Source organism: Lysinibacillus sp. HST-98, from assembly GCF_016757845.1.
GTDB lineage: Bacteria > Bacillota > Bacilli > Bacillales_A > Planococcaceae > Lysinibacillus > Lysinibacillus capsici.
On record NZ_JAENHX010000001.1, the window covers coordinates 909,445 to 934,129 of the forward strand.

The window sequence follows — 24,685 nt, forward strand, 5'->3', positions numbered from 1 at the left end:
CCTCCTTATTTTGCCTCGTACCATGTTGAGCCATGATTAAAATCTACTTTAAGCGGTACAGCAAGCTCAATAGCGTTTTCCATGACTTCTGGTACAATTTTTTCTAGTAAGGCAATCTCTTCCTTTGGTGCCTCAAAGATCAGCTCATCATGCACTTGAAGCAGCAGTTTTGCCTGCATCTTTTCTTTTTTCAATCGAGCATCCATATCAATCATTGCCTTTTTAATGATATCAGCTGCACTACCTTGAATTGGCGTATTCATCGCCGTACGCTCAGCAAAGCTTCTTAAATTAAAATTTGAGCTTGTAATGTCCGGTAAATAACGGCGTCTATTTAATATTGTTGTAACATAACCATTAAATTTCGCATTTTGTACAATGTCATCCATGTACTGTTTTACACCAGGGAAACTCGCGAAATACTTTTCAATAAAATTAGCCGCTTCCTTACGCGTAATATCTAAGTTTTGTGATAGACCATAATCACTAATACCGTAGACTATGCCAAAGTTAACAGCTTTCGCTGCGCGACGCATATTACTATCAACCTCATCTTCTGACACATGAAATACATCCATAGCTGTACGTGTATGAACGTCCATTCCTTCACGGAAAGCCTCAACAAGGTTTTGATCTTCTGACATATGCGCAAGAACGCGTAATTCAATTTGCGAATAGTCAGCAGAAAATAATATCCAATCCTCTTTTGAAGGTACAAAGGCTTGACGAATTTTGCGGCCCTCCTCCAAACGAATTGGGATGTTTTGTAAATTCGGGTCTGTTGAGCTTAAACGCCCTGTTGCAGTTAAAGCTTGCTGGAAGCGTGTATGCACTTTACTATCTGATTCATGAATCTCCTTTAGTAAGCCTTCAATATATGTGGATTGTAATTTTCCAAGTTGGCGATACAACAGAATATGTTCGATGATAGCATGCTCTGACTGTAATTTTTCTAGAACATCTGCAGCAGTTGAATAGCCTGTCTTCGTCTTTTTAATCACAGGTAGCCCTAGCTTATCGAATAGAATCACACCTAATTGTTTTGGCGAATTAATATTAAAGGTTTCTCCAGCTTCTGCATAAATTTCTTGCTCAATTACCACAAGCTTATCATTAAGCTCTTGCCCCATTTTCTCTAACGTAGCACGGTTAACCGTAATCCCTTCGCTTTCCATTTCACCTAAAATCCCTGCTAATGGTAGCTCTAGGTTTTTATAAAGATCGAATTGTTCATTGTCCTTTAATAAGGCTTCCAGTTTCGGCTGTAATGACCATACTGCAAAAGCTTTACGGCTAACATGCTGTGCAAGTTGATCCAAATCAGGAATTGCACGCTTAGCACCTTTTCCATAAACCGCTTCATCTGCTTGGACATCATAGTAGCCTAATTCCCTTGCAAGTGTTGCGATATCATCGCCACTTAATGCTGGATTATTAATATAAGAGGCAAGTAGCAAATCAAAGTCAACACCAGCTAATTGAATCCCAGCTCGCTTTAATGATGCTTGAGCTGCCTTAGAATCGGACATATATTTTATTTTTGTGGCATCTTCTAGCCAACGACGGAGAGTATCTGATTTTGCTGCATTATCAAATGGAATATATTGCGTCTTTATGCCATCTGATAATGCAATTCCTAGCTGCTGACAAGTATGATAGTGCTCGTTTTCAAGCTCTACATGCACAGCCATCACATCTTGTAAATCCTCAGGTCGAACTTCCTGAACAAGGTCATAATCGAAAGGAGCTTGCTCTTTTTCCTGCACTGTAAAGTCACTTTTATCAAGCAGCGATTTAAAGCCAAGCTCACGCCACACATTGATTAATTCATCTTCTTTTGGCCCATTATAGGCAAGATCAGCCAGTGAAATGGTGATTGGAGCATCCGTATAAATCGTTGCCAGCTTCTTACTCATGATAGCCTGCTCTTCATTAGCTACAAGCTTTTCCTTCATTTTAGAAGCTTTCAACGTATCCATTGCTTCATAAAGTGCTTCAACGGAGCCATGCTCTTTTAATAATTTTACAGCCGTTTTTTCCCCGACGCCTGGTACACCAGGAATATTATCGGAGGAATCCCCCATCAAGCCTTTCATATCAATAATTTGGAGCGGCGTTAACCCGTACTTTTCCGCAATAAAAGCTGGTGTATTTTTCTCTATTTCCGTAATACCCTTTTTCGTTATATAAACGGTTACTTGCTCTGTCGCCAGCTGTGTTAAATCACGGTCTCCAGAAACGATGATAACATCCATATCCTGCGATGAAGCCTCTTTTGCAAGCGTTCCGATAATATCATCTGCTTCATATAATTCCTGCTCATATCGCTTAATGCCATACGCATCAATGAGCTTTCGTAAATATGGAAATTGCTCTGATAATTCTGGTGGTGTCTTTTGACGTCCTCCTTTATATTCTGTAAAGGTTTCATGGCGGAATGTTGTTTTCCCCGCATCAAAAGCAACCAATATTTTCGTTGGCTGTTCTTCCTCTAATATTCTTTGTAGCATTGTTGTAAAGCCGTATACAGCATTAGTATGAATGCCACTATCATTTGTTAGCAATGGCAACGCAAAAAACGCGCGATACGCTAAACTATTACCGTCCAATAATAGTAATTTTTCCTTGGTCATGATTTTATCCTCCTGCGTTGTCTTCTACTTCTACTTTATCATAACAATACATTTCAAGTAAAAAAAGCAGGCGTCCATCCTCAAGGTTATCCATTATTTTTAATGGTTTATCGACCACTTTTAAGGCTCTATCCGCTACTTTAGCATTCCTATTTCATTCAAAAAAGCCAACCGCGCGCACAGCGGTTGACTTGCTTAAAATATTTTAACATCCTTAACGCATATTACCTATAATAGACGAACGACTATCCTGCATTTTTTTCACAAAATTAGTCATTAAATCAAAAGCCTCATTCCGTTTACTATTCATGCTTTGTAAACGGAGCATATCCATTTGCTGAGAATTACTTAAAGCATCCATTTGACCTTGCTGTGCATTCAAATCAGCTAGCTGCTGATTTCGTTGTTGAACACCTTCTAGTTGATCCTTAATCTGATTTTCTAACAGCTGTGCTCGCTGCGATTGAACTGCCTGTAATGCCGATTCTAGATCCATGCCTTGAATATCAATTGGTTGAATTTGGCTATTAGCAGAGGATTGCCCTGCCCCACTAAATAATAATCCCACTGCTAAAGCACTTCCAAACAATACCTTCTTCATCTTGAACCTCCTCCTATTGAAATGAATCTTTGCTTATCATACATACTAAAGGTTAAAACTAGGTTAAAAAAATAATTTTCAATATGGTATGTATGTATCCGCCTATCAAGTTTAGTCATTGACTATTTCCAATATTTTGACTGCCCTACCGATTAAATAAGGGCAATACTGACAAATGTTAATAATTTACGTGTTAACAAGGCATAAAAAGCAAAAACTTTCATTCAAGGACAAGTCTCCTGCGAATGAAAGTTCCTAATAGTTGTTATTGATTTGAAGTACGATAAAAAACTTCTTCATAGATGACAGTTAGTATAAATGCATTCATAAAAGCAATCACAAGGAATAACGGCATGCCGCCTAATTGTAGATGTGTTAGCTCTTGATTAAATACCATTACTGTACTAATTTGTGCTAAAAAGAAGATTAAGCCAATTCCAACCTGCCAAATAGGACGCTTGACCTTTCTTTTTTCATACCAAAATAACTTCTTAAAAAGGTTTCTTACATCATCTGCAATAATGATACTGACTAAAAAGATAAACACAAAAAATACTGGTATATGATAAACACTCTTCGTCACCCAAGAAAAATCGGATAGACGGAAGATAAGTGTTAATATCGAAGCTATACTACAAGCAATTCCTAAATTTTGGAGCCATTTGCTAATTTGTAATTTCAAAGCCCTTACCCCCAACTATTCTTTTTTAAACATTATCATTCTATCAGATTATTGTTGATTGGGGAATACAAACTTATAAATTTCTATTATTTTCATACTATAATAATTAGATTTCACGGATAGTTATAATTCTAGTACAACAAAAAAGTCGTCTCCTTCAAGACAGAGACGACTTTAAACTGCGTTTATTTTATATAACCAGACAAGATGTTGGCATATGGTGAAGTAGCTGGCAAGATAATAACCGTATCTTCACCAACCGTTTTCTTATAGGATTCTAGTGTGCGGTATAAAGAATAAAATTCAGGATCTTGTGAGAAAGATTTATTGTAAATCTTTGCAGCCTCTGCTTCTCCTTCAGCTTGAATTAAAGCAGCTTCTTTACTTGCTTTAGCAAGCATTTCTTGTACTTGTTGATCCGTTTGTGCCTCAATACGACGTTTCTGTGCATCTCCCTCTGAAAGATACTTTTGTGCAATTGATTCACGATCTGAAATCATATTCGTAAAAACGGATTGTTCATTTTCAGTTGGTAAATCAATGCGACGAATACGTACATCTACTACTTCAATACCATAGTTATCGTTGGAAAGAAGTTCATTAACACGTTCAGTTACTTGATCGTTGATGCTGCCTCGCGAAGAATCCTCATCATTTATAATCTCAGTATAGTTAATTCGGCCAAGTTCAGAGCGAATAACAGAATAAATAAACTCTTCCATACGTGATTCAACTTTTTCTATCGTACCAGCATTCGAAATTAATAACTTAGGGTCTGTAATACGCCATACAGCATAATTATCAATAATAATTCGTTTTTTATCCTTTGTATTAATCTCTTCTTCCGAAATCTCATATGTCATTTGGTTTTTTGGTAACTTCGTGACACTTTGAATAAAAGGAATTTTCATATTTAAACCTGGTTCACGCTCAAACTTAACAACCTCTCCAAACTGCCGAACAACTGCATACTCTGATTCTTTAACTATATAAATATTCGCTAATAAAGTAATCACTAGAGCGAATATGACCGTTAAGGTTACAGCTAGAGAGATATATTTTTTAGGATTCTTCGGTCCTTTCTTCGACATTTTCACTACATTGTCTCCCGAATCACCTTCTGAAGGAGCAGCTTTTTTACTTTTGCCAGATAAGAAATTGAGGAATTTTTCTAGATCCTTATTTTTTTGGTCCATTAGTTACCACTCCCCTCTTTTTTCTCTGTTTGTGTCTGTTGAGGCTGTAGTTGCTGAAGTGGTAAATACTTCATCGTACTACCATCATCATTCATAATGTAAATTTGGGCTTTTGGTAAGACATTTTCAAGCGTCTCTAATATTAATCGCTCTCTTGTAATTTGCTGATTTCCCTTGTATTGTTCATACATTTTATTAAAGACGGCTACATCTCCTTGAGCTTGCTCGATACGGGCTGTTTTAGTACCTTTAGCTTTGGACATAATAGCATCGCGTTCACCCTGAGCCTCATTAATGCGTTGGTTTTCATATTTTTCAGCTTCATTTATTTTTGTATTTTTCATTTCACGTGCATCTGTTACAGCAGTGAATGCTGCACGCACATCTTTATTTGGCAATTCTACATCTTGCAATTTCACACCTAAAACGCTTATTCCAATATCGTATTTTTCAATAAGAGAAACTAATAATTGGCGAGTATTTGCTTCGATGTCAGCTTTACCTTCCGTTAACGCTGCATCAATAGAAGAGCTTCCGATGATAGAACGAATGGCACTCGATGTCGCGCTATGTAATATTCTTTCTGGATCTTGCGAATTAAATAAAAACTTATTAGGCTCTGTAATTTTCCATTGAACAACAAGGTCTGTTAAGACAATATTTTCATCCCCTGTAATCATTTTTGTTTCGGCGTCGTATGCCTCTAACTCACCTGCTTTATTTTGCTTATAACCAAATTGCAGACTAAATGTTTCTTTTGACAAAATTTCTACGGATTGGACGGGCCAAGGTAATTTAAAATGAAGACCTGGATTTGTTACTGTATCATCGGCACGACCAAATGTAATAACCACAGCTTGCTCTGATTCATCTACCGTGTACCATGAAGTAAAAACTGTAATAAGTGCAATAATTCCAAATATTCCAAGTCCAACAATCATTAGTGTCCTTTTCACACTCATGTATGTTCCTCCTTTTGCTTAGTACTATTGTTTACGGTGAACCTTTATAAAAAGTTTCAAAATATTTTCATATAATGCTTGTAAAGGAGAGAATCCTCTGTATCTCATGCTTAACAAAAGCTTATTATTGCAAAAAAAATCCTGTTACCTTTTATGGTAACAGGATATTGATAACCAGATGTTCAAATACTGGGAAAATGGTTGTGGATAATACAATACTAATTAATGCAGCAACGATCATCGCTAGACTAGCAAATGTGCCTTCTAACTCTCCAAATTCAAATGCTTTTGATGTACCCGTTCCATGAGCACCCATACCAAGCATTAATCCTCTAGATGAAGGTCTGTGAAAACGACATACTTTGATAACGATTGGCGCTAACAAGCTCCCTAAAATACCAGTCGTCATAACGAAAACAGCTGTAAGGGTAGGAGAACCACCAATCATATTAGAAATATCCATCGCAATAGGAGTTGTTACAGAACGTGGCACTAAACTATGCACCAACTCATCATTTAAGCCCACCAATAGAGCCATCATAAAGGATGACACAATAGCAACCGCAGAACCAACAGCAATGCTGATGAAAATTTCAAATGCGTGTTTTTTTAATAGGTTGACATTTTTATATATAGGAACGGCAAACGCAACGGTTGCTGGTCCTAGCAAATTTGTTAAGACACTAGCTCCAGAATTGTAGGATTTATAAGAAATTCCTGTCAATAGTAAAATACCTATAATGACTAAAGGTGTAATCAGCATAGGTGTCAGCCATTCTTTTTTATATTTCTTATAAAACATTTTACAAATATAAAAAATAGCAACTGTCCCTAGTAAACTGACAATGGCGATTAATAAAGTCATACCGCATCACCCTTCTTTCGCTGCTCAAGCCATTGTGCTGTATATCCCGTTACAAACATTACCACAATAGCACTCGCAACAATGACCAGCACAACCTTCATTCCTTGCACACCGAATAAGGCATGATAATCAATAACACCGATGGCAGATGGAATAAAGAATAATAAGAGTTCACTTAATAGTACGGCTGCTCCTAATTCAATCCATTTAAGCTTGATTATATGAAACTGTAACAGCAAAAATAATAGGACAAGTCCTATTATACTCCCTGGAATCGGCAAATGAAGTAGGCGTGCAATAGTATTTCCGATTAATAATAGGATATAAAGATAGCCGATTTGCACGATACTTTTGACGATTTTCATGGTCATCCTTCTCTCATTTTTTTCTCTGCCTCAACAGTCAGGAAAACACGATTCGAATGATAAGAAGGTTGATTCACTGACTGTCAAAGCGTTCGTCTAACAGACAATCGCGGATAAGATGGTTGTTAAACTTTATGCTACTATACTTTACACCTATTTACGTTCCCTGTAAAACAGAAAAAGAACCTAGTGTTTAAAAACACTAAATTCTTTCTGGGCGAATATAAAGCAGTTAAAAATCTTCTATTAGATTTTTATAGTCATCGTCTTAACAATCATATTGGGGGTTTCTAGTGATAAGTATAGTGCCCAAATATGAATGTAACGTGTTGTTCATGTAAAGGATTTGTTAATTTTTCGGAATCATGACAATCATTTTAGTTCCTATGCCGACTTCACTCTCTACTTGGATTCGGCCATGATGCGCCTCTACTAAATGCTTAACAATCGCTAACCCTAAACCTGTTCCACCAGAATTACGACTTCTCGCTCGATCCACTCGATAAAATCTTTCAAAAACGCGGGCGATTTCATGTTTTTCAATGCCAATCCCTTGATCCTCTATTTCGATAATGCCATGTGTTTCATTTTCCTTTAATCGAATAGAAACAGTCGTGTTTTCAGGAGAATATGTAATCGCATTGGTAATTAAATTCGTCACGATCTGAATGATACGATTGGCATCCCCCATAACCTGGACATCTCGTTCGATATCCACCTGGAAGCTCATATTTTTTTCATCCAATCGTGGAGCTGTCAATTCTGCTCCGCGAATTAGAACATCCTGTAAGCCCATCGGCATAATATTGACAGTAAAACCATGCTGCTCAATCTTTGAGAGCTCTAGTAAATCTTGAATCAGCATTTGAAGTCGATTACTTTCTTTATATATAATCTCCAAAAAGGAAATCAGCATTTTTTCGTCTTTATAGGCCCCATCCAATAAAGTTTCTGAAAAGCCTTTAATAGATGTAATAGGTGTGCGTAATTCATGTGATACATTCGCAACAAAGTCTTTCCGAATTTGTTCTAATCGAACTAGTTCCGTGATATCATGCATAACGATAACAACGCCTAGCCATCGTCCATGATCTCCGATGACCGGTGCCCCATAAACTTCTTTGTTATAAAGCTCTTGCTGTACTTCCATTTTAATTTGTTGTCGATAAGGCATTTCTGTCAGAAAGACATGATCGATAAATTGTTCTAATGATTTAGGTAAGCCTATTGTACGAAAAACCTTTCCTTGGACATCATCAAGCTGCATTCCAAAGCGCTCTAGAAATACTCGATTTACAATCGAAATATTTCCCTCACGACCAATCATCATAAGGGAGCTCCCCATATTTTCAATTAAGGTTTTCAGTCTTTCTTCCTCTACTTCACGTATCGTTGTAATATCTTGCAAATTCCGTGCCAATATGTTTATAGAATGACTCAGTGGGATCATCCGTTCATGTTCATTTTCTTGAGCACGCGCACGATAGTTACCCTTTGCAAGCTCAAGGGCAGTGTCTGTCACATTATCAATCGGTGCAGTAAAGTTACGTATCATATAACGACTTATAATTCCTATTAATATCAACGTGATGGTAAAGAGAATAGCCAGTACTCCATAAAGGCGAGCACGCACATAGTTCAATAAGGATTCGTCTCGTTCCATAGCCTGAGCTGCGTACAAGGCTTCCTGATCTTCCTTCGTTAAATCCATTTTGCGTTCATCGATTACTTGGTCCATTGATGTCCTTATCTCAGTGGTTGCTTGCTCGTTATATTGCTTGATATAAACAGGAAAAAGCTGACCTATAACAATCATTAGGACAGCTAGTATCGTTCCAAGTAAAAGCATGAATGTCAAGAATAAGCGGTTGCTCATCGATTTCATGTCGTTTTCGGCTCCTCAAATTTATAACCAAGGCCTCTAATTGTTTTAATAAACATCGGCTTACGGCTATTTTCTTCAATTTTATCGCGAAGGTGGCTAATGTGTACATCCACAATTCGAGTATCGCCAGCAAAATCATATTTCCATACAGCACTTAATAGCTGATCACGTGTTAATACACGATTTTTATTTTCAAGTAAATAGATGAGTAGCTCAAACTCTTTTGGTGTAAATTCCAGTGCCTCATCCTGTAAAAATACTTCAAATCGCTCTGGGTACACGCGCAGTTGTCCAAACTCATACATTTTTTCCTGCGCAACATCCTTATCATCTGCCACAACGTTTTGCGTGAAACGTCTTAATACAGCCTTGACACGCGCTAAAACTTCACGAGGACTAAAAGGCTTTGTCATGTAGTCATCTGCTCCCAACTCAAGACCAAGAACTTTATCAAATTCGTCATCCTTAGCAGTTAGCATAATAATTGGCGTATTCATACGTTGCTGTCGTATTTGTTTACAGACCTCCATGCCATCTAGTTTTGGAAGCATCAAATCTAAAAGAATTAAATTTGGCTGTAAGTCGATTGCTTTTTCAAGCCCTTCCTGACCATCAGCAGCAGTTTCCACTACATAGCCTGCCTGTTCTAAATTATATTTCAATAATGTTGCAATCGAAAATTCATCTTCAATTACTAAAATCGTTTTTGTCATGTCTAATGCCTCCGTTCGTGATTTGAAACCCCCATTTCAAATCTCAAGACGTCTATAGCGCAAGTGGTGGAGTCACAAGCAATAAACCTTCAATTACAAGCTGCTTCTGCTCATTATATGAGTGGACAGATACAGTGATGGTATTGTCATATTTATTGATTGCTGTAACCTCTAATAGCGTATCGAACAATTCATAATGATAGAGAGGTCCTAAATATTTTAAATGTTGCTCAATAATTCGTGCACCTGGTCCCGGAATATACTTTGACACAGCTGATGTAATAATACCATTTAACATAATTGTCGGCACAATTGGCTTTTGAAAAGGTGTAATAGCCGCATAATCATGTTGAATATAAAGCGGATTACTATCGTTTGTCAGCCCTAAATAAAGCAATAAATCCCTATCTTCAATTTTTTCAGTGATATGGATTTTTTCGCCAACTGTAATTTCATCGATTGTGAGACCAAGTTTACTATTTTTTTGAAGCAAAGATACGCCAACCCCTTTTCTATCATACTACCTTCATAGTATCAATTTTATGCTAAAAGTACAATAAAAAGCAGAAGATTCTTACCTTTCTCGGCCCTGGAAACATAAAAAAACGAGCAGGAACATTCCCTACTCGTTTTAAGATTTAGACTGATATTTTACACTAAAATTTTCATCACATTACGAACTGCTTCTGCCGATTGATCTAAAGCTGCTTTTTCTTTGTCAGTTAATTCTAGCTCAAAGATTTTTTCAATACCGTTTTCGCCAAGTAATGTTGGAACACCTAAGTATAAATCATGATAGCCGTACTCGCCTTCTAAATAAGCAATAGATGGTAAAATACGTTTTTGATCTTTTACAATAGCTTCAGCCATCTCTATTAGTGCCGCAGCAGGCGCATAATAGGCAGAGCCGTTACCAAGTAAGTTGACAATTTCTGCTCCACCATTACGCGTTCGGTCAACAATTTCTTCTAAACGTTCAGCAGAAATAAGTGTTTCTAACGGAATACCACCAGCAAATGAATAACGTGTTAACGGTACCATTGTGTCACCATGACCACCTAATACAAAACCAGTAATATCTTTCACTGAAATCTTAAGTTCTTCTGCCACAAATGCACAGAAACGGGCCGTATCAAGAACACCCGATTGACCAATAACACGGTTTTTAGGGAAGCCAGTTTCTTTGTATACTGTGTATGTCATGGCATCAACTGGGTTTGTCAGTACAAGGATTGTAGCATTTGGTGAATGCGTAGCAATCTCTTTTGAAACAGTTTTCATAACACTCTGATTGATTTGAACAAGGTCATCACGGCTCATACCTGGTTTACGTGCAACACCAGCGGTAATGATCACTACGTCAGAATTCGCCGTATCTGCATAATTGGAAGTACCTTGCACATAAGAGTCAAACCCTTGTATTGGTGCTGCCTCCCACATATCTAGCGCCTTACCCTTTGTCGGGTTTTCTGCTTGTGGAATATCCACTAATACGACGTCACCAAGTTCTTTCTGAGCTGCTAAAAATGCTGCAGTAGCGCCTGTAAAACCGCCACCGATAACTGAGATTTTTTTTCGTTTCAGAGACATTTGAATACGCTCCTTTAAAATTAGGTTATATATTTTAAAAGAGGGAGGAGACATCCATCTCACTCCCTCAATTAAACAAGTTTATCGTAAATATTCAATTAAAATTTACTGTCACCCTAATTATATCGGCAGAAAAAAGCATCCGCTTTAGCGATAAATTCTATTGTAGAATAGAAAATTATAGGTTTTTGATTAACTCATTAGCGAATTCTGAACATTTCACTTCTGTAGCGCCGTCCATTAAACGTGCGAAGTCATAAGTAACAACTTTAGAAGAAATTGTTTTCTCAACAGATTGAGTGATCATGTCAGCAGCTTCTTGCCATCCTAAGTGCTCAAGCATTAATACACCTGAAAGTAATACTGAAGATGGGTTTACTTTATCTAAACCAGCATATTTTGGAGCTGTACCGTGAGTAGCTTCGAAGATCGCATGGCCAGTAACATAGTTAATGTTAGCTCCTGGAGCGATACCGATACCACCAACTTGTGCAGCTAAAGCATCAGAAATATAGTCACCATTTAAGTTCATTGTAGCTACTACATCGAACTCAGTTGGACGAGTTAAGATTTGTTGTAAGAAGATATCAGCGATAGAATCTTTCACTAAGATTTTGCCAGCTGCTAAAGCATCAGATTGAGCTTTGTTTGCTGCTTCTTCACCTTGCTCTTCTTTGATTGCATCGTATTGGTTCCAAGTGAAAGTTTGATCAGCAAATTCTTTTTCTGCTAATTCGTAACCCCATTTTTTGAATCCACCTTCAGTGAATTTCATGATGTTACCTTTATGAACTAAAGTAACAGATGGGCGTTTATGTTTAATTGCGTATTCGATAGCAGAACGTACTAAACGCTCAGTACCTTCTTTAGATACAGGTTTAACACCGATACCAGAAGTTTCTGGGAAGCGGATTTGATTTACACCAAATTCAGATTGTAGGAAGTTGATGATTTTTTGAGCTTGTTCTGAACCAGATTCGAATTCAATACCAGCGTAGATGTCTTCTGTGTTCTCGCGGAAGATAACCATATCAACGTCTTCTGGGCGTTTAACTGGAGAAGGCACTCCATCAAAGTGACGTACTGGGCGTAAGCATACATATAAGTCAAGTTGTTGACGTAATGCTACGTTTAGAGAGCGGATACCACCACCGATTGGAGTAGTAAGAGGACCTTTGATTGCAATTAAGTATTCGTTAATTTTGTCTAAAGTTTCTTGTGGTAACCATTCACCAGTTTGGTTAAATGCTTTTTCACCAGCTAAAACTTCTAACCATTCAATTTTCTTTTCACCGTTGTAAGCTTTTTCTACAGCTGCGTCGATTACGCGTGATGCTGCAGCCCAGATATCTGGACCAATTCCATCACCTTCGATAAAAGGAATTACTGGATTGTTTGGTACATTAAGTACGCCATTTTCAACTACAATTTTGTTTGACATTCTGTTGCCTCCTAAATTCATAATCATAGGACTGTGTTAGTGATAACACAGTCCCAAACATTCTAGCATATTTTCCAAATTAGCGCTCGCTGATTGGAACATATTTTTGCATGCCTGGTCCAACATACTCAGCACGTGGACGGATTAGGCGGTTATTAGCATATTGCTCAAGGATATGTGCCACCCAACCTGAAGTACGTGATACTGCGAAAATTGGTGTGAACAGGTCATGATCAATACCTAAAGAATCATACACTGACGCAGAGAAGAAATCTACGTTTGCAGGTAATTTCTTTTGTTCTACGATCATGTCATGGATTTTAACTGACATTTCGTAAAGCTCTGGTTTACCAGTTAGCTCAGTTAATTTTTTAGACATTACGCGTAAATGCGGAGCACGAGGGTCGCCTTTACGATATACACGGTGACCGAAGCCCATGATTTTTTCTTTGTTGTCTAATTTATTTTGAATATAAGATTCAACATTTTCAAGAGAGCCGATTTCAGTTAACATCTTCATAACTTGCTCATTTGCTCCACCATGAAGTGGTCCTTTTAAAGCGCCGATTGCCGCAGTTACACCTGAATAAACGTCAGATAATGTAGCTACACATACACGTGCTGTAAATGTAGATGCATTTAATTCATGGTCAGCGTGTAACACTAATGCTTTGTCAAATGCTTCAATTTCAATAGCTTCTGGCTCTTCACCTTTTAACATGTATAAGAAGTTTGCCGCATATCCTAATTCTGGTTTTGGCGCAACTGGCTCTAAACCTTTACGAACACGTGCAAATGCAGTTACTACTGTAGCAATTTTAGCTTGTAGACGAATTGCTTTACGGTAGTTTGCTTCTGGATCCATAACATCCGCTTCTTCATCGAATACACCAAGTAAAGATACTGCAGTACGCAACGCAGCCATTGGATGTACAGTTGAAAGTGGGTATGTTTTAAATTGGTCGACAATCGCTTGCGGAATTGACATGTTGTCTGCCAATTGTTGTTTTAGTTCAGCTAGCTCGTCCTCTTTTGGTAAACGAGTATGCCATAACAGGTAAATTACCTCTTCGAATGACGCATTTTCTGCTAAATCATCAATGTTGTAACCAACATATGTAAGTGTGTCATCGATAATTGAACTGATTTTAGATTCCGCTGCTACGATACCTTCTAAACCTTTAGTTGCTGACATAAATTATCGCTCCCTCATACTTATTTTTTTGTTGCAAATGCGTTTTTTATGTTGCATTTACGAATTTTGCTCATATGAACCATTAAGTAAATCGCTTACATTGCTATTATAATCATTTTTGACAGCTTTGTGAATGAAAATCCTCCGAATAAAGAAAAAGACGTCCGAACGACTATATAATTGTCCTAAAGAGATTTTTTTGTATATTTTGACATTAATTTATCGATTGGTTTGGGGTGAATTTGTAAAAATGAGGAATTTAAAGTATTTTTCATACGAAAGAACTACGAGCGTTTTGCTATTTATTTTTTATTTAGTCATACTTTGGTTTGTATTACCTGTGTCACTCGCAATTTTTTTATCATTTTCAACGTATCCTATCATAAATTTTTTACACAGATATTGTAGGATTGCGTATTGGATTGCAGCAATTATTGTGGAGGTTTTAATATTAACCTGTATTTTTCTACTTGTTGTCATATCTATTAACAGTATTATCGTCATTTTCCCAGAAATTCGAGAGACATTACAAAATTTCCCGCTTTTCAGTGAATATGAATCCATATTTGTACAAGTTTTAAAAGAAAAATCACTGTCCATTTTCGATTCCATCATCGTATATACAGCAGATCTTTTCCAATTATTAATGAAGCATGTCATTGAGGTTTTCATCTTTTTGGTTGCTTATTACTTTGCGCTACTAGAAACACGTAAATCACGCTATTGGTTCTTTCAATATGTGCCTAAAAAATATCGTCAAGAATGGCAATCTCATTTTGCAAAAATCATGCAACTTTTTCATTATTTCTTATTTGTGGAGTTTCAATTATTTACGATTACCCTACTCATTCTTTGTGCTGGCTTTATGATCCTTCAATTTGAACAAGCCATTATTAAAGCATTTATTGTAGCATTTGCAGATGTACTACCGTTTTTCGGTATCGGGGTTTTTCTTGTGCCAATGAGCATTTATTTTTATTTCAATGGCAATACCTTTTTATGTGTGGCCATTTTACTACTCTATTTATTTGTACAATTAACAAGGCAGCTAGCCGATTCGATGCTTTGGTCCAATACGCTTCAGCTTCGCACTTTCCATACATTCTTTATCAGCGCTGCCTCTATTCTATTATTTGGCTTTTATGGTATATTACTGAGCCCTATCTTTTTATTTCTAGCTGTAAAACTAAAAGAAAACTCTATCTTTGAACGATGATGAATTGACCATTTTTCATTTTTTTACGCATCCAGTAATAGACAATGGGTTGGAACATTTTTCGAGAAAATGGCATGAGTAGGAATAAGCCTAGGACATCTGTTAAAAATCCAGGTAATGCTAAAAGCAAACCACCACCAAAAGTTAAGAAAGTATCCACTAATGCAGCTCCTGGCGCTTCTCCGCGTGCCAATGTATTTTTCACATTTTGAACAGAGTTCATACCTTTATTTTTCATGACATAAATCCCAATCACACTCGTAGCAATAATGAGCAATAATGTACTTAAAACACCAATATTTTGTCCAATGACTATTAATAACGTCAATTCGGCTAATGTGTAGATAATGAAACCAAGAAAAATTTTTCGCATATTTTTCTCCTTTCTACTTGAAAAGCTATACCTTTTATACGTTATTATAGCCCGTTTAGTTTCATAAAAAAATGAATATACCTATTCTAAGAGAAAGAAACTTCTGTTAAAGGAAGAAATGAATAGTTTCCATAAAGAGTGTGTACAACCTTTATGAAAAAGCTCTAGTACAACAAACCACTAGAGCTTTTTGTTAATTATTAAAGAACGCTTGCATGTCCTTTGTAAATTACACCTGTTTCAGCGTCCATTGTAATTTCTTGACCATGACGAATTAATGTAGTTGCTTCTTTTACACCAACGATTACTGGAATACCTAGGCTTAACCCTACAACTGCTGCATGGCTAGTAAGCCCACCTTCTTCAGTAATTAGGCCAATACAATTTTCTAAAGCAGGCATCATATCACGATCTGAACCGACTGTAACAAGGATGCATCCGTCTGTATCGTAGGCAAGTGCCTCAGCAGCATTTTTAGCAACCACTGTTTTACCAACAACTGATGCTTTTCCGATCCCTTGTCCGCGTGCAAGTAAATCTCCAATAATGTGAACTTTCATTAAGTTTGTTGTACCCGCTTCACCTACAGGTACACCTGCTGTAATTACAACAGCGTCTCCATGTGTAACAAAACCATGCTTCAAGCTTTCATCCACAGCTAGTTCTAAAATTTCATCTGTTGTTGTCACGCGTTGACACACAATTGGGTATACGCCCCATACTAGTGTTAATGTATGAGCTGTATTTGTAGAGCCTGTTACGGCAACAATTGGCACTCCTGGTCGATATTTTGCAATCATTCTCGCTGTATTACCACTTTCAGTTGGTGCTAATACGGCTTTCACCCCTAAATTGATAGAAGTATAAGCTACAGCTTGTGAAATTGCCTCCGTCATATTTGCTTCTTTCTCACGACTACGTGTAGAAACAATTGATCGATAATCTAATGAATTTTCAGTGCGTTGTGCAATTTTATTCATCGTTTGTACCGATTCAACTGGATAAAGACCTGCGGCAGTTTCACCAGATAACATGATAGCATCTGTTCCATCAATAATTGCGTTGGCTACATCACTTGCTTCTGCACGTGTTGGTCGTGGGTTACGCTGCATGGAATCTAACATTTGAGTTGCCGTAATGACCGGTTTACCAACTTGGTTACATTTTAGAATTAATTTCTTTTGTACAAGTGGCACTTCTTCTGCTGGAATTTCAACACCAAGATCTCCACGAGCAACCATTAAACCGTCAGATACTAGGATGATTTCATCGATGTTATCGACACCTTCTTGGTTTTCAATTTTTGGGATGATTTGAATATGACTACCACCATTTTGTTCCAGCAATTCTCGAATTTCAAGAACATCTTTTGCACGACGAACGAATGAAGCAGCAATAAAATCAACACCTTGTTCGATACCAAATAAAATATCTTGTGCGTCTTTTTCTGTGATACCTGGTAATTGTACAGAAACACCTGGTACGTTAACACCCTTTTTATTTTTTAGAACGCCAGCATTTTCAACAATTGTATGAATTAATCCTTTTTCCATATCCGTTGCTAATACACGTAGTTGAATTAGACCATCATCAAGTAAAATAATTGAATTTTGCTCAACGTCTTCAATTAAGCGCTCATATGTGACAGAAAAGCTCGTCTCAGTACCTTCTACTTCTGTCATTGAAATATCAATAACTTGACCTGCCGACAAATGAAGCTCGCCATTTTTCATGTTGTGTGTTCGAATTTCTGGTCCCTTTGTATCAAGTAAAACTCCTACTGGTTTATTTAATTTTTGTGCCACTTCACGAATTAAATGAATACGCCCTGCATGTTCCTCATGTGATCCGTGTGAAAAATTCAAGCGGGCTACATTCATACCTGCTTCGATTAATTTTTCTAAAATTTCTGGTGACTCACTTGCAGGTCCAATTGTACATACGATTTTTGTTTTTCTCATTTTTGCCCACTCCGTTTTATAACAAATTATATTGATAGTTCTTTCATTAGTGTATATAGGCTTACATCGGCCTCATGATTCTTTTCAAAAGCCTCTGGCATGTCATAATCAATGACTTGATGATTGCGAATACCTACTGCTCGACCAGCCTTGCCTTCCATAAGTAATTCAACTGCATGTGCGCCAAACTGACTCGCTAATACACGATCTCTTGCTGTAGGTGAGCCACCACGTTGGATATGACCTAATACTGAAACACGCGTTTCTTTTCCTGTTTTTTCTTTTAACAGTTTTGCCAGCTCACTTCCTGACATAACAGCCTCTGCAACAATAATAATACTATGCTTTTTACCACGTGCAGCACCACGATCTAAGCGTGCGACAATATCGTCTAAATTATAATCTTCTTCTGGAATTAAAACTGTTTCAGCACCAGCAGCAAGACCTGCCCATAAAGCGATATCTCCTGCATCACGTCCCATGACCTCTACAATGAAAGAATTTTCATGGGATGTAGCAGTATCTCGGATTTTATCAATGGATTCTACAACTGTATTTAGGGCTGTATCAAAGCCGATCGTATATTCAGTTCCTGGAATATCATTGTCAATTGTCCCAGGTACCCCTACAACAGGGAAGCCTTTTTTCACCAAATCCATGGCACCTCGATAAGACCCATCACCACCAATGACAACAAGTCCTTCAATACCGGCAGATTGTAAATTCTCAATACCTCGTTGCTGAACAGCATCCTCTTTAAATTCTGGGCATCTTGCCGAATTCAAATGCGTTCCACCGCGTTGGATAATACCACCAACTGCACCTAAATCAAGTTCTTCCATAAATCCTTTTACTAAGCCTTCATAACCATGCTTAATTCCGACAACATCAATTCCATGGAATGCTGCCTTACGAACGACCGCTCGAATAGCAGCGTTCATTCCAGGCGCATCTCCACCACTAGTTAATACAGCAATTTTTTTCATTGTCGAACCTCCTGCAGTTACTATTATTATTCACATTAACATGAAAAAACAAACTATGTAAGGGTTCTGGGGATACAAAAACATAACTTTTACATAAAAAATGAAAAGAATGCGCTTTCACACACTCTTTCCATCTAAAAACATCCTAAATCTAACATTTTTTCAAGAAGTCTGGCGTTTATTATGCGCTATTATCTTCTTTAATTTTTATAGCTTTTTAATATGTTAAGCTACAAATTGTGTCTCTAAACGAGCAAATTTATAGCTTTTAAATTTTATACCCTGTTAAGCTATACAACATTCATCTTTTTACAAACAGATTTACACTTCTGTATACTGTCCAATTTTTTTAAATTTTTCATAGCGATCTTCTACTAATTGTTCTCCATTTAAAGAATTTAATGCATGAAGTGTGTCACTAATGCATTCTTTAATAGAAAGGGCCTGTTTTGCTACATTGCGATGTGCTCCACCAATAATTTCAGGGATAATGCCATCAATTACACCAAGTTCTTTCAAATCGGGTGCTGTGATACGCATTGCTTCTGCTGCCTGCTTAGCCAGACTACCATCACGCCATAAAATAGATGCCGCTCCTTCTGGCGAAATAACAGAGTAAGTCGAGTTCTCGAGCATAAAGACACGGTTTGCTACACCTAACGCTAGTGCACCACCACTTCCTCCTTCACCAATAACGATACTAATTACAGGCACAGTTAAGCCAGCCATTTCTACAAGATTCCTAGCAATTGCTTCACTTTGACCACGTTCTTCAGCAGCTTTCCCCGGGTAAGCGCCTTTTGTATCAATAAAACAAATAATCGGTCTTTTGAATTTTTCAGCTTGCTTCATCAAGCGTAGTGCTTTTCGATAACCCTCTGGATGAGGCATACCAAAATTACGACGTATATTTTCCTTAGTAGACTTACCACGTTGATGTCCAATAATTGTGACTGGTTGCCCTTCGAAAATGGCAATCCCACCAAGAATAGCTGCATCATCACCAAATGTACGATCACCATGTAATTCAATAAAATCTTCACACATTGCTTCAATATATTGAAGCGTTGTAGGTCTTTCTGGATGTCTTGCCACTTGCACACGATCCCACGGCTTCATATTGGCATAAATCGATTGCTCTAATTGTGATAAACGTGTTTCAAGCTTTTCGATTTCACCCGACATATCAACTTCTGCTTCAGCAGCGATTGTTTTTAATTCATCAATTTTCTCACGTAATTGTACGACTGGTTCTTCAAATGCTAAATTTTTAGACATGTTGTACGCCGCCTTTCGTATGCATTTTTACAAGTAAAGAAACTTGTTTACGTAAATCTTTGCGATGGAAAATGGCATCAAGCTGACCATGCTCTAATAAAAATTCTGCTGTTTGGAAATCACTAGGCAGTTTTTCTCGTACAGTTTCTTCAATTACACGTCGCCCTGCAAAGCCAATCAATGCCTGTGGCTCTGCAATATTTATATCACCAACAGAAGCAAAGCTTGCCGAAACTCCACCTGTTGTTGGATGCGTTAAGATAGATATGAACAATAAGCCTTGATCACTGTGGCGTTTTAATGCGACACTAGTTTTCGCCATTTGCATTAACGATAATACGCCCTCTTGCATACGAGCACCACCACTAGCGGTAAAGATAATAAATGGTACACCTAGTTCTGTTGCCTTCTCTACTGCTCTCGTAATTTTTTCACCGACTACAGAGCCCATAGACCCCATACGGAAGTGCGAATCCATAATCGCTACGACAATTTCCTCACCATCTATTGTACCAACGCCTGTTAGGACAGCCTCATTCAAGCCTGTTTTCTCTTGGTCTGCTGATATTTTTTCAACATATGCTGGGAAATTAAGGGGATTACTTGTTTGTAAATGATCATCCATGGATTCGAATGAACCTTCATCTAAGAAATATTCCACACGCTCTTGTGCTGTCATTTTGAAATGATGACTACATTTTGTACATACTTTATGATTTTTTTCTAATTCTTTTGTTAATTGAATGTGACGACATTCAGGACATTTTGTCATTAACCCTTCTGGAAATGCCTTTTCTTGCCCGTCCTCTTTCTTTTTTCGATTACCACTAAATAAGCTACGTATTGCCATGTTCGACTCCCCCTTTGTTGTTGTCTAAATGCTCTGTACAGTACTCATCCACTGCTCATAAGCTTTTAATGCTTCTTTTTCGTAACCCAGCTGCATCGATTTCAACATCGTTTGAATGATTAATTTTTCATTTTCTGTTGAGTTTCGATTTAAACGGTCGCCATCATAAGCTGCTAATTGAAACCAGATTTTTAATGAAAGACGATTACCTGTCGTAATTAATAGTTCTCTTAAAATATCTCGACAATTAATTGTACCTTCTATTTCTAGTTTCACAAAAAAACTATCCCACACAGGTAGTGTGCGAAGAATCTCTGTACAACTTATTACGCGGATTGCTTCCATTTCATGAATTTGTCGCGTTAATTCGACATCTTTTTTTGATTTTTCATCTTCTAATATAAACATCGACAGTATTTCTACGAGCTGATGCTTATGTGTGGACGCAAGAAAAGTACCACCACCATGTCTTGTTTCAATAAGCCCTAGCAACTCTAAGCTTCGCAAAGCCTCTCTCACAGAGGATCGCCCGACACCTAGACGCTCTGATAGAACTCGTTCAGAAGGTAGCTTCTCACCTGCTTGAATTTTTTCCATTTTAATGAGTTGACGTAGTTGTTGGACGATTTCTAAAAACACTTTTTTTTGTTCGGTTTTTTTATCCATACGACTAACTCCCCTTATCAAAAAAGTGGTCTGACCACTTTTTAACGTTGACTCTAGCTTACAAAATAACTGTGCAAAAGTAAAGAAAAAACTGCATAAAATTTAATGCAGTTTCTAATTTCTTGTTTCATTTTATATCTTTTTCGTCGTTTGCGCATGTTTTACTTTGATTTGCGGCTTGCCAAAACGTCTTTCTAAAACACCTTCAATCCACAACATTTCCTCCTCTACCAGCAGGTCTTGGACCAATTGGAAGGTTTGTGGGAAAAATGTAATGGAAACTGTTCCAAACTCATCCTGTAGCTGAACAAAAGCCATTTGCTCACCTTTTTTTGTACGGATCTTCTTCACTTCTTCAATCAGACCAATCATTTTTATGGAGGTACCATCACGCTTCTGCCTTAACTCTCGACAGGTACTATTGATATCCACCCATAAGAGTCTTTCCTGTGCAACAGGATGTGTAGAAATATAAAAGCCCAAGCTCTCTTTTTCATGCATCAATTTTTCCTTCTGGGACATTGCTCCTGCCTGCATATATTTTGGTTTACCAAAACTAAATGCCATTGCTGATGCCAAATCAATATCTTCAGTAGGCCTTAAAAGTTCCGCCTGTTTCAAAGCAGCCTCTACTGTCATGATGAGGACTGCTCTATCTCTTTCTAAATAATCAAGCGCCCCGGCATATATCAATGATTCCAACACTTTTGGCTTAAAATGCTGCGCACTTAAGGCAACAGCTAGATCAAATAGGTTATTTAATACCTCTGGATTTGTTTGACGGAGTCCATGTATTTTTTCTATAAATGTATGAGGCACACCCTTAATTCCTGATAAGCTGTAGCGAATGCCTTCATTTTCCACCGTAAAATATTTCGTACTATTTTTTAATGAAGGTGGATAAAATGGGATGCCCTTATCTTTCGCCTCATGGACAAATTGTTGAATCTTTTCTACATTTCCAGTGGCATTTGATAATAACGCTGCATAAAAGCTTTGAGGGAAGTGCGCTTTTAAATAAGCCATTTGATAGGAAATAACACTATAGGCCACAGCATGACTTTTCGGGAAACCATAATCCGCAAAGCGTACAATCAGTTCGTATACTTCTTCAGCTAAATGCTGTTCAAAGCCTTGGCGTAGCGCCCCCTGAACAAATGCTGTGCGTTGTTCCTCTAAAACTTGTCGATTTTTTTTACTCACTGCGCGGCGAAGCAAATCTGCCTGCCCCATTGTAAAGCCGGCCAGTACGGATGCAATTTTAATAATTTGCTCTTGATAGACGATCACACCAAAGGTCTCTTGTAGAATAGGCTCTAGCACTGGATGTGGCATCGTTACCATTTCTCTACCAGCTTTCCGTTTTGCATAGACAGGAATAAAATCCATTGGACCTGGGCGATAAAGTGCATTTACAGCCACAATATCTAAAAAACTTGTAGGACCGATATCACGCAAGGCTTGCTTCATACCGTCTGATTCTAATTGAAAGATCCCCAGCGTATCCCCTCTTTGTAATAGTTGAAACGTCTTGTCATCATGCATTGGGATTCGCTCGAATTCTATCCAAGGACCACCAGCTTTATAAATTGACCAACGTATTTGCTCTAAAATAGTGAGATTGCGCAAGCCTAAAAAATCCATTTTGACGAGACCACATGCTTCAATATCTCCCATTGGCCATTGCGTACTATAAATACCATCATGCCCTTCTTCAATCGGTACAGTATTCACTAAAGGCGATGGAGCGATGACAATACCAGCTGCATGTATAGACGAGTTTCTTGGTAGTCCCTCCAATTTTAATGCCACCTCGTACCAACGCAAATGCTTATCATTCTCCGCTAGCCAGCCTTGAAAGTCCTGTGACTCAGCTACAGCTCTTTGTAATGTAATTCCTGGCTTATTTGGAATCATCTTCGAAATTTTTTCTAGCATTTCCGCATCAAAGCCAAATACCCGTGCAACATCCCTGGCAACTGCTTTTGCAGACAATGTACCAAATGTAATAATTTGTGCGACATTTGCTTTGCCATACTTTTGAGCAACATACTGAATGACTTGATGCCTTTTACTATCAACAAAATCGATATCAATATCAGGTAAGGTAATTCTTTCAGGATTTAAAAAGCGTTCGAATAATAAACCATAGGCAAGTGGATCTACTTGTGTAATCGAAAGACTATATGCCACAAGCGAACCTGCAGAGGAACCACGTCCAGGTCCCGTCAAAATTCGATTTTCTTTTGCATATCGCATAAAATCCGCCACAATCAAAAAATAGTCAGCAAAACCCATAGAGCAAATAATTTCAAGTTCATACTGTAATCGTTCATGGTAAGCAACGGGTATTGCCAGTTGCTTGAATCGCTCTTCTAATCCAGTAAATGCTTCTTTAACAAGCAAGCTTTCAGCTGTTTCACCTTCAGGTACAGGAAATTTAGGCATTTGCACAGGCATTTTTGGTAAATCAGCTTTACAGCAAGCAAGCATTTTCGTACTGGCATCAAGCCAATCTGGACGATCCGCAAACCAATTTTGCCATTCGAATACTGTTGGGGCAAAATAGCCCTGTACATCAGCTGTTTGCATAGTATTACCAAGCTTTTCTCCTGTATCAATTGCTCTTGCTACTTCATAAGCAAAATGATCTTCTGGACGCAAGAAATAACAGCTTTGAGAGGCTACAAGAGCAATAGCATGTCCTTCACACCAAGAAACGAAATCATCTTCTTGTTCAGCCTTTATCCCTCCAGGTCTAGCAATCCCCATATAGAAATGATGGTTAAACAGTTGGAACAATGCAGAAACCATTGCCTGCCAGTCATCTACATCTGTTAAATCGTCTGAAGAAAGTAGAGCTATACAGCCTGCTGAATATCCCTCAAGCCATTTCCACGGCAGCACATCATCTTGTCTAATTGAAATCGCACTACTAATCTTTAATAAATGTTGATAGCCCTCCTGTGTCCGCGCATACAGGACGAGGGGAAGCTTTTTATCATGCCACTGAACGTTAACCGAAAGCCCTATAACCGCATGGATATTTGCTTGCTGCAATGCTTTACAAAAAGGCAAAAGCCCGTACAATTTCGTATTAACGATTGCACAGGCTTGTGTCTTTTGTTCTTGTAAAAAAGGAATCAATTGCTCAAGCCGAATTGTGCTTTTTAATAAATCCGCGCTCGTATGCATCTTTGTATATACATGTGTCAAATGAATCCCTT

Annotated in this window: 21 protein-coding genes; 1 reads left to right on the forward strand and 20 read right to left on the reverse strand. The window is 37.8% G+C overall.

What is annotated here, in order from left to right; translation table 11 throughout:
* Positions 1 to 5 precede the first annotated feature (5 nt).
* The 13 genes from polA to citZ all read right to left on the reverse strand — a co-directional run bounded on the left by polA (position 6) and on the right by citZ (position 14,128).
* Positions 6 to 2,633 carry a DNA polymerase I gene (polA, locus tag JIN86_RS04570; RefSeq protein WP_009371387.1) on the reverse strand — a complete coding sequence of 876 codons (2,628 nt, stop codon included), beginning with the start codon at positions 2,631 to 2,633 and terminating at the stop codon, positions 6 to 8.
* Positions 2,634 to 2,847: 214 nt separating this feature from the next.
* Entirely contained in the window at positions 2,848 to 3,234 is a 387-nt protein-coding gene (locus tag JIN86_RS04575; protein ID WP_237497114.1) for a hypothetical protein, read from the reverse strand.
* A 265-nt stretch (positions 3,235 to 3,499) separates the two neighbouring features.
* Positions 3,500 to 3,916 carry a hypothetical protein gene (locus JIN86_RS04580; protein WP_004226260.1) on the reverse strand — a complete coding sequence of 139 codons (417 nt, stop codon included), beginning with the start codon at positions 3,914 to 3,916 and terminating at the stop codon, positions 3,500 to 3,502.
* 185 nt (positions 3,917 to 4,101) lie between these two features.
* Positions 4,102 to 5,112, reverse strand: a complete 1,011-nt coding sequence (gene hflC, locus JIN86_RS04585) for a protease modulator HflC (protein ID WP_202341329.1) — start codon at positions 5,110 to 5,112, stop codon at positions 4,102 to 4,104.
* Positions 5,112 to 6,074: an FtsH protease activity modulator HflK gene (gene hflK, locus JIN86_RS04590; RefSeq protein WP_004226256.1), complete on the reverse strand. Its 963-nt coding sequence runs from the start codon at positions 6,072 to 6,074 to the stop codon at positions 5,112 to 5,114. The genes hflC and hflK overlap by 1 nt, the downstream gene beginning before the upstream one ends.
* A 151-nt stretch (positions 6,075 to 6,225) precedes the next feature.
* Positions 6,226 to 6,939, reverse strand: coding sequence for an LrgB family protein (locus JIN86_RS04595; RefSeq protein ID WP_004226253.1), 714 nt, complete (start codon positions 6,937 to 6,939; stop codon positions 6,226 to 6,228).
* Positions 6,936 to 7,304: a CidA/LrgA family holin-like protein gene (locus JIN86_RS04600; protein WP_202341330.1), complete on the reverse strand. Its 369-nt coding sequence runs from the start codon at positions 7,302 to 7,304 to the stop codon at positions 6,936 to 6,938. The genes JIN86_RS04595 and JIN86_RS04600 overlap by 4 nt, the downstream gene beginning before the upstream one ends.
* Before the next feature lie 349 nt (positions 7,305 to 7,653).
* The gene (gene pnpS, locus JIN86_RS04605) at positions 7,654 to 9,189 is read right to left on the reverse strand and encodes a two-component system histidine kinase PnpS (RefSeq protein WP_004226249.1); all 1,536 of its coding nucleotides are present in this window, start codon (positions 9,187 to 9,189) and stop codon (positions 7,654 to 7,656) included.
* Positions 9,186 to 9,902 carry a response regulator transcription factor gene (locus JIN86_RS04610; RefSeq protein WP_004226247.1) on the reverse strand — a complete coding sequence of 239 codons (717 nt, stop codon included), beginning with the start codon at positions 9,900 to 9,902 and terminating at the stop codon, positions 9,186 to 9,188. Before JIN86_RS04610 ends, pnpS begins: the two co-directional genes overlap by 4 nt.
* Before the next feature lie 52 nt (positions 9,903 to 9,954).
* On the reverse strand, positions 9,955 to 10,395 hold the full coding sequence (locus tag JIN86_RS04615) for a MaoC/PaaZ C-terminal domain-containing protein (RefSeq protein ID WP_202341331.1): 441 nt from the start codon (positions 10,393 to 10,395) through the stop codon (positions 9,955 to 9,957).
* 158 nt (positions 10,396 to 10,553) lie between these two features.
* On the reverse strand, positions 10,554 to 11,492 hold the full coding sequence (gene mdh / locus JIN86_RS04620) for a malate dehydrogenase (RefSeq protein WP_004226243.1): 939 nt from the start codon (positions 11,490 to 11,492) through the stop codon (positions 10,554 to 10,556).
* Between the two features lie 178 nt (positions 11,493 to 11,670).
* The gene (gene icd / locus JIN86_RS04625; RefSeq protein WP_004226242.1) at positions 11,671 to 12,933 is read right to left on the reverse strand and encodes an NADP-dependent isocitrate dehydrogenase; all 1,263 of its coding nucleotides are present in this window, start codon (positions 12,931 to 12,933) and stop codon (positions 11,671 to 11,673) included.
* Positions 12,934 to 13,012: 79 nt separating this feature from the next.
* Complete coding sequence (gene citZ / locus JIN86_RS04630; RefSeq protein ID WP_004226238.1) at positions 13,013 to 14,128, reverse strand: citrate synthase; 1,116 nt, start codon at positions 14,126 to 14,128, stop codon at positions 13,013 to 13,015.
* A gap of 250 nt (positions 14,129 to 14,378) precedes the next feature.
* On the opposite strand from citZ, the gene JIN86_RS04635 reads away from it, so the two are divergent.
* Positions 14,379 to 15,344: an AI-2E family transporter gene (locus JIN86_RS04635; protein WP_192807135.1), complete on the forward strand. Its 966-nt coding sequence runs from the start codon at positions 14,379 to 14,381 to the stop codon at positions 15,342 to 15,344.
* Here the strand turns inward: JIN86_RS04635 and JIN86_RS04640 are convergent.
* The 7 genes from JIN86_RS04640 to dnaE all read right to left on the reverse strand — a co-directional run bounded on the left by JIN86_RS04640 (position 15,328) and on the right by dnaE (position 24,674).
* Positions 15,328 to 15,717, reverse strand: coding sequence for an FxsA family protein (locus JIN86_RS04640; protein WP_004226232.1), 390 nt, complete (start codon positions 15,715 to 15,717; stop codon positions 15,328 to 15,330). The two genes, JIN86_RS04635 and JIN86_RS04640, sit on opposite strands and share 17 nt — an antisense overlap.
* A 200-nt stretch (positions 15,718 to 15,917) precedes the next feature.
* Positions 15,918 to 17,678, reverse strand: a complete 1,761-nt coding sequence (pyk, locus tag JIN86_RS04645) for a pyruvate kinase (RefSeq protein WP_004226229.1) — start codon at positions 17,676 to 17,678, stop codon at positions 15,918 to 15,920.
* A gap of 26 nt (positions 17,679 to 17,704) precedes the next feature.
* Positions 17,705 to 18,664, reverse strand: a complete 960-nt coding sequence (gene pfkA, locus JIN86_RS04650) for a 6-phosphofructokinase (RefSeq protein WP_202341332.1) — start codon at positions 18,662 to 18,664, stop codon at positions 17,705 to 17,707.
* A gap of 321 nt (positions 18,665 to 18,985) precedes the next feature.
* A complete protein-coding gene (locus tag JIN86_RS04655) occupies positions 18,986 to 19,942 on the reverse strand; it encodes an acetyl-CoA carboxylase carboxyltransferase subunit alpha (protein WP_004226227.1) in 957 nt (318 codons plus the stop codon).
* Complete coding sequence (gene accD, locus JIN86_RS04660) at positions 19,935 to 20,792, reverse strand: acetyl-CoA carboxylase, carboxyltransferase subunit beta (protein WP_004226223.1); 858 nt, start codon at positions 20,790 to 20,792, stop codon at positions 19,935 to 19,937. Before accD ends, JIN86_RS04655 begins: the two co-directional genes overlap by 8 nt.
* 24 nt (positions 20,793 to 20,816) lie before the next feature.
* Positions 20,817 to 21,458 (reverse strand): FadR/GntR family transcriptional regulator, encoded by a 642-nt coding sequence (locus tag JIN86_RS04665; protein WP_004226221.1) that lies wholly within the window; start codon positions 21,456 to 21,458, stop codon positions 20,817 to 20,819.
* Between the two features lie 132 nt (positions 21,459 to 21,590).
* Complete coding sequence (dnaE, locus tag JIN86_RS04670; protein WP_202341333.1) at positions 21,591 to 24,674, reverse strand: DNA polymerase III subunit alpha; 3,084 nt, start codon at positions 24,672 to 24,674, stop codon at positions 21,591 to 21,593.
* Positions 24,675 to 24,685: the final 11 nt, after the last annotated feature.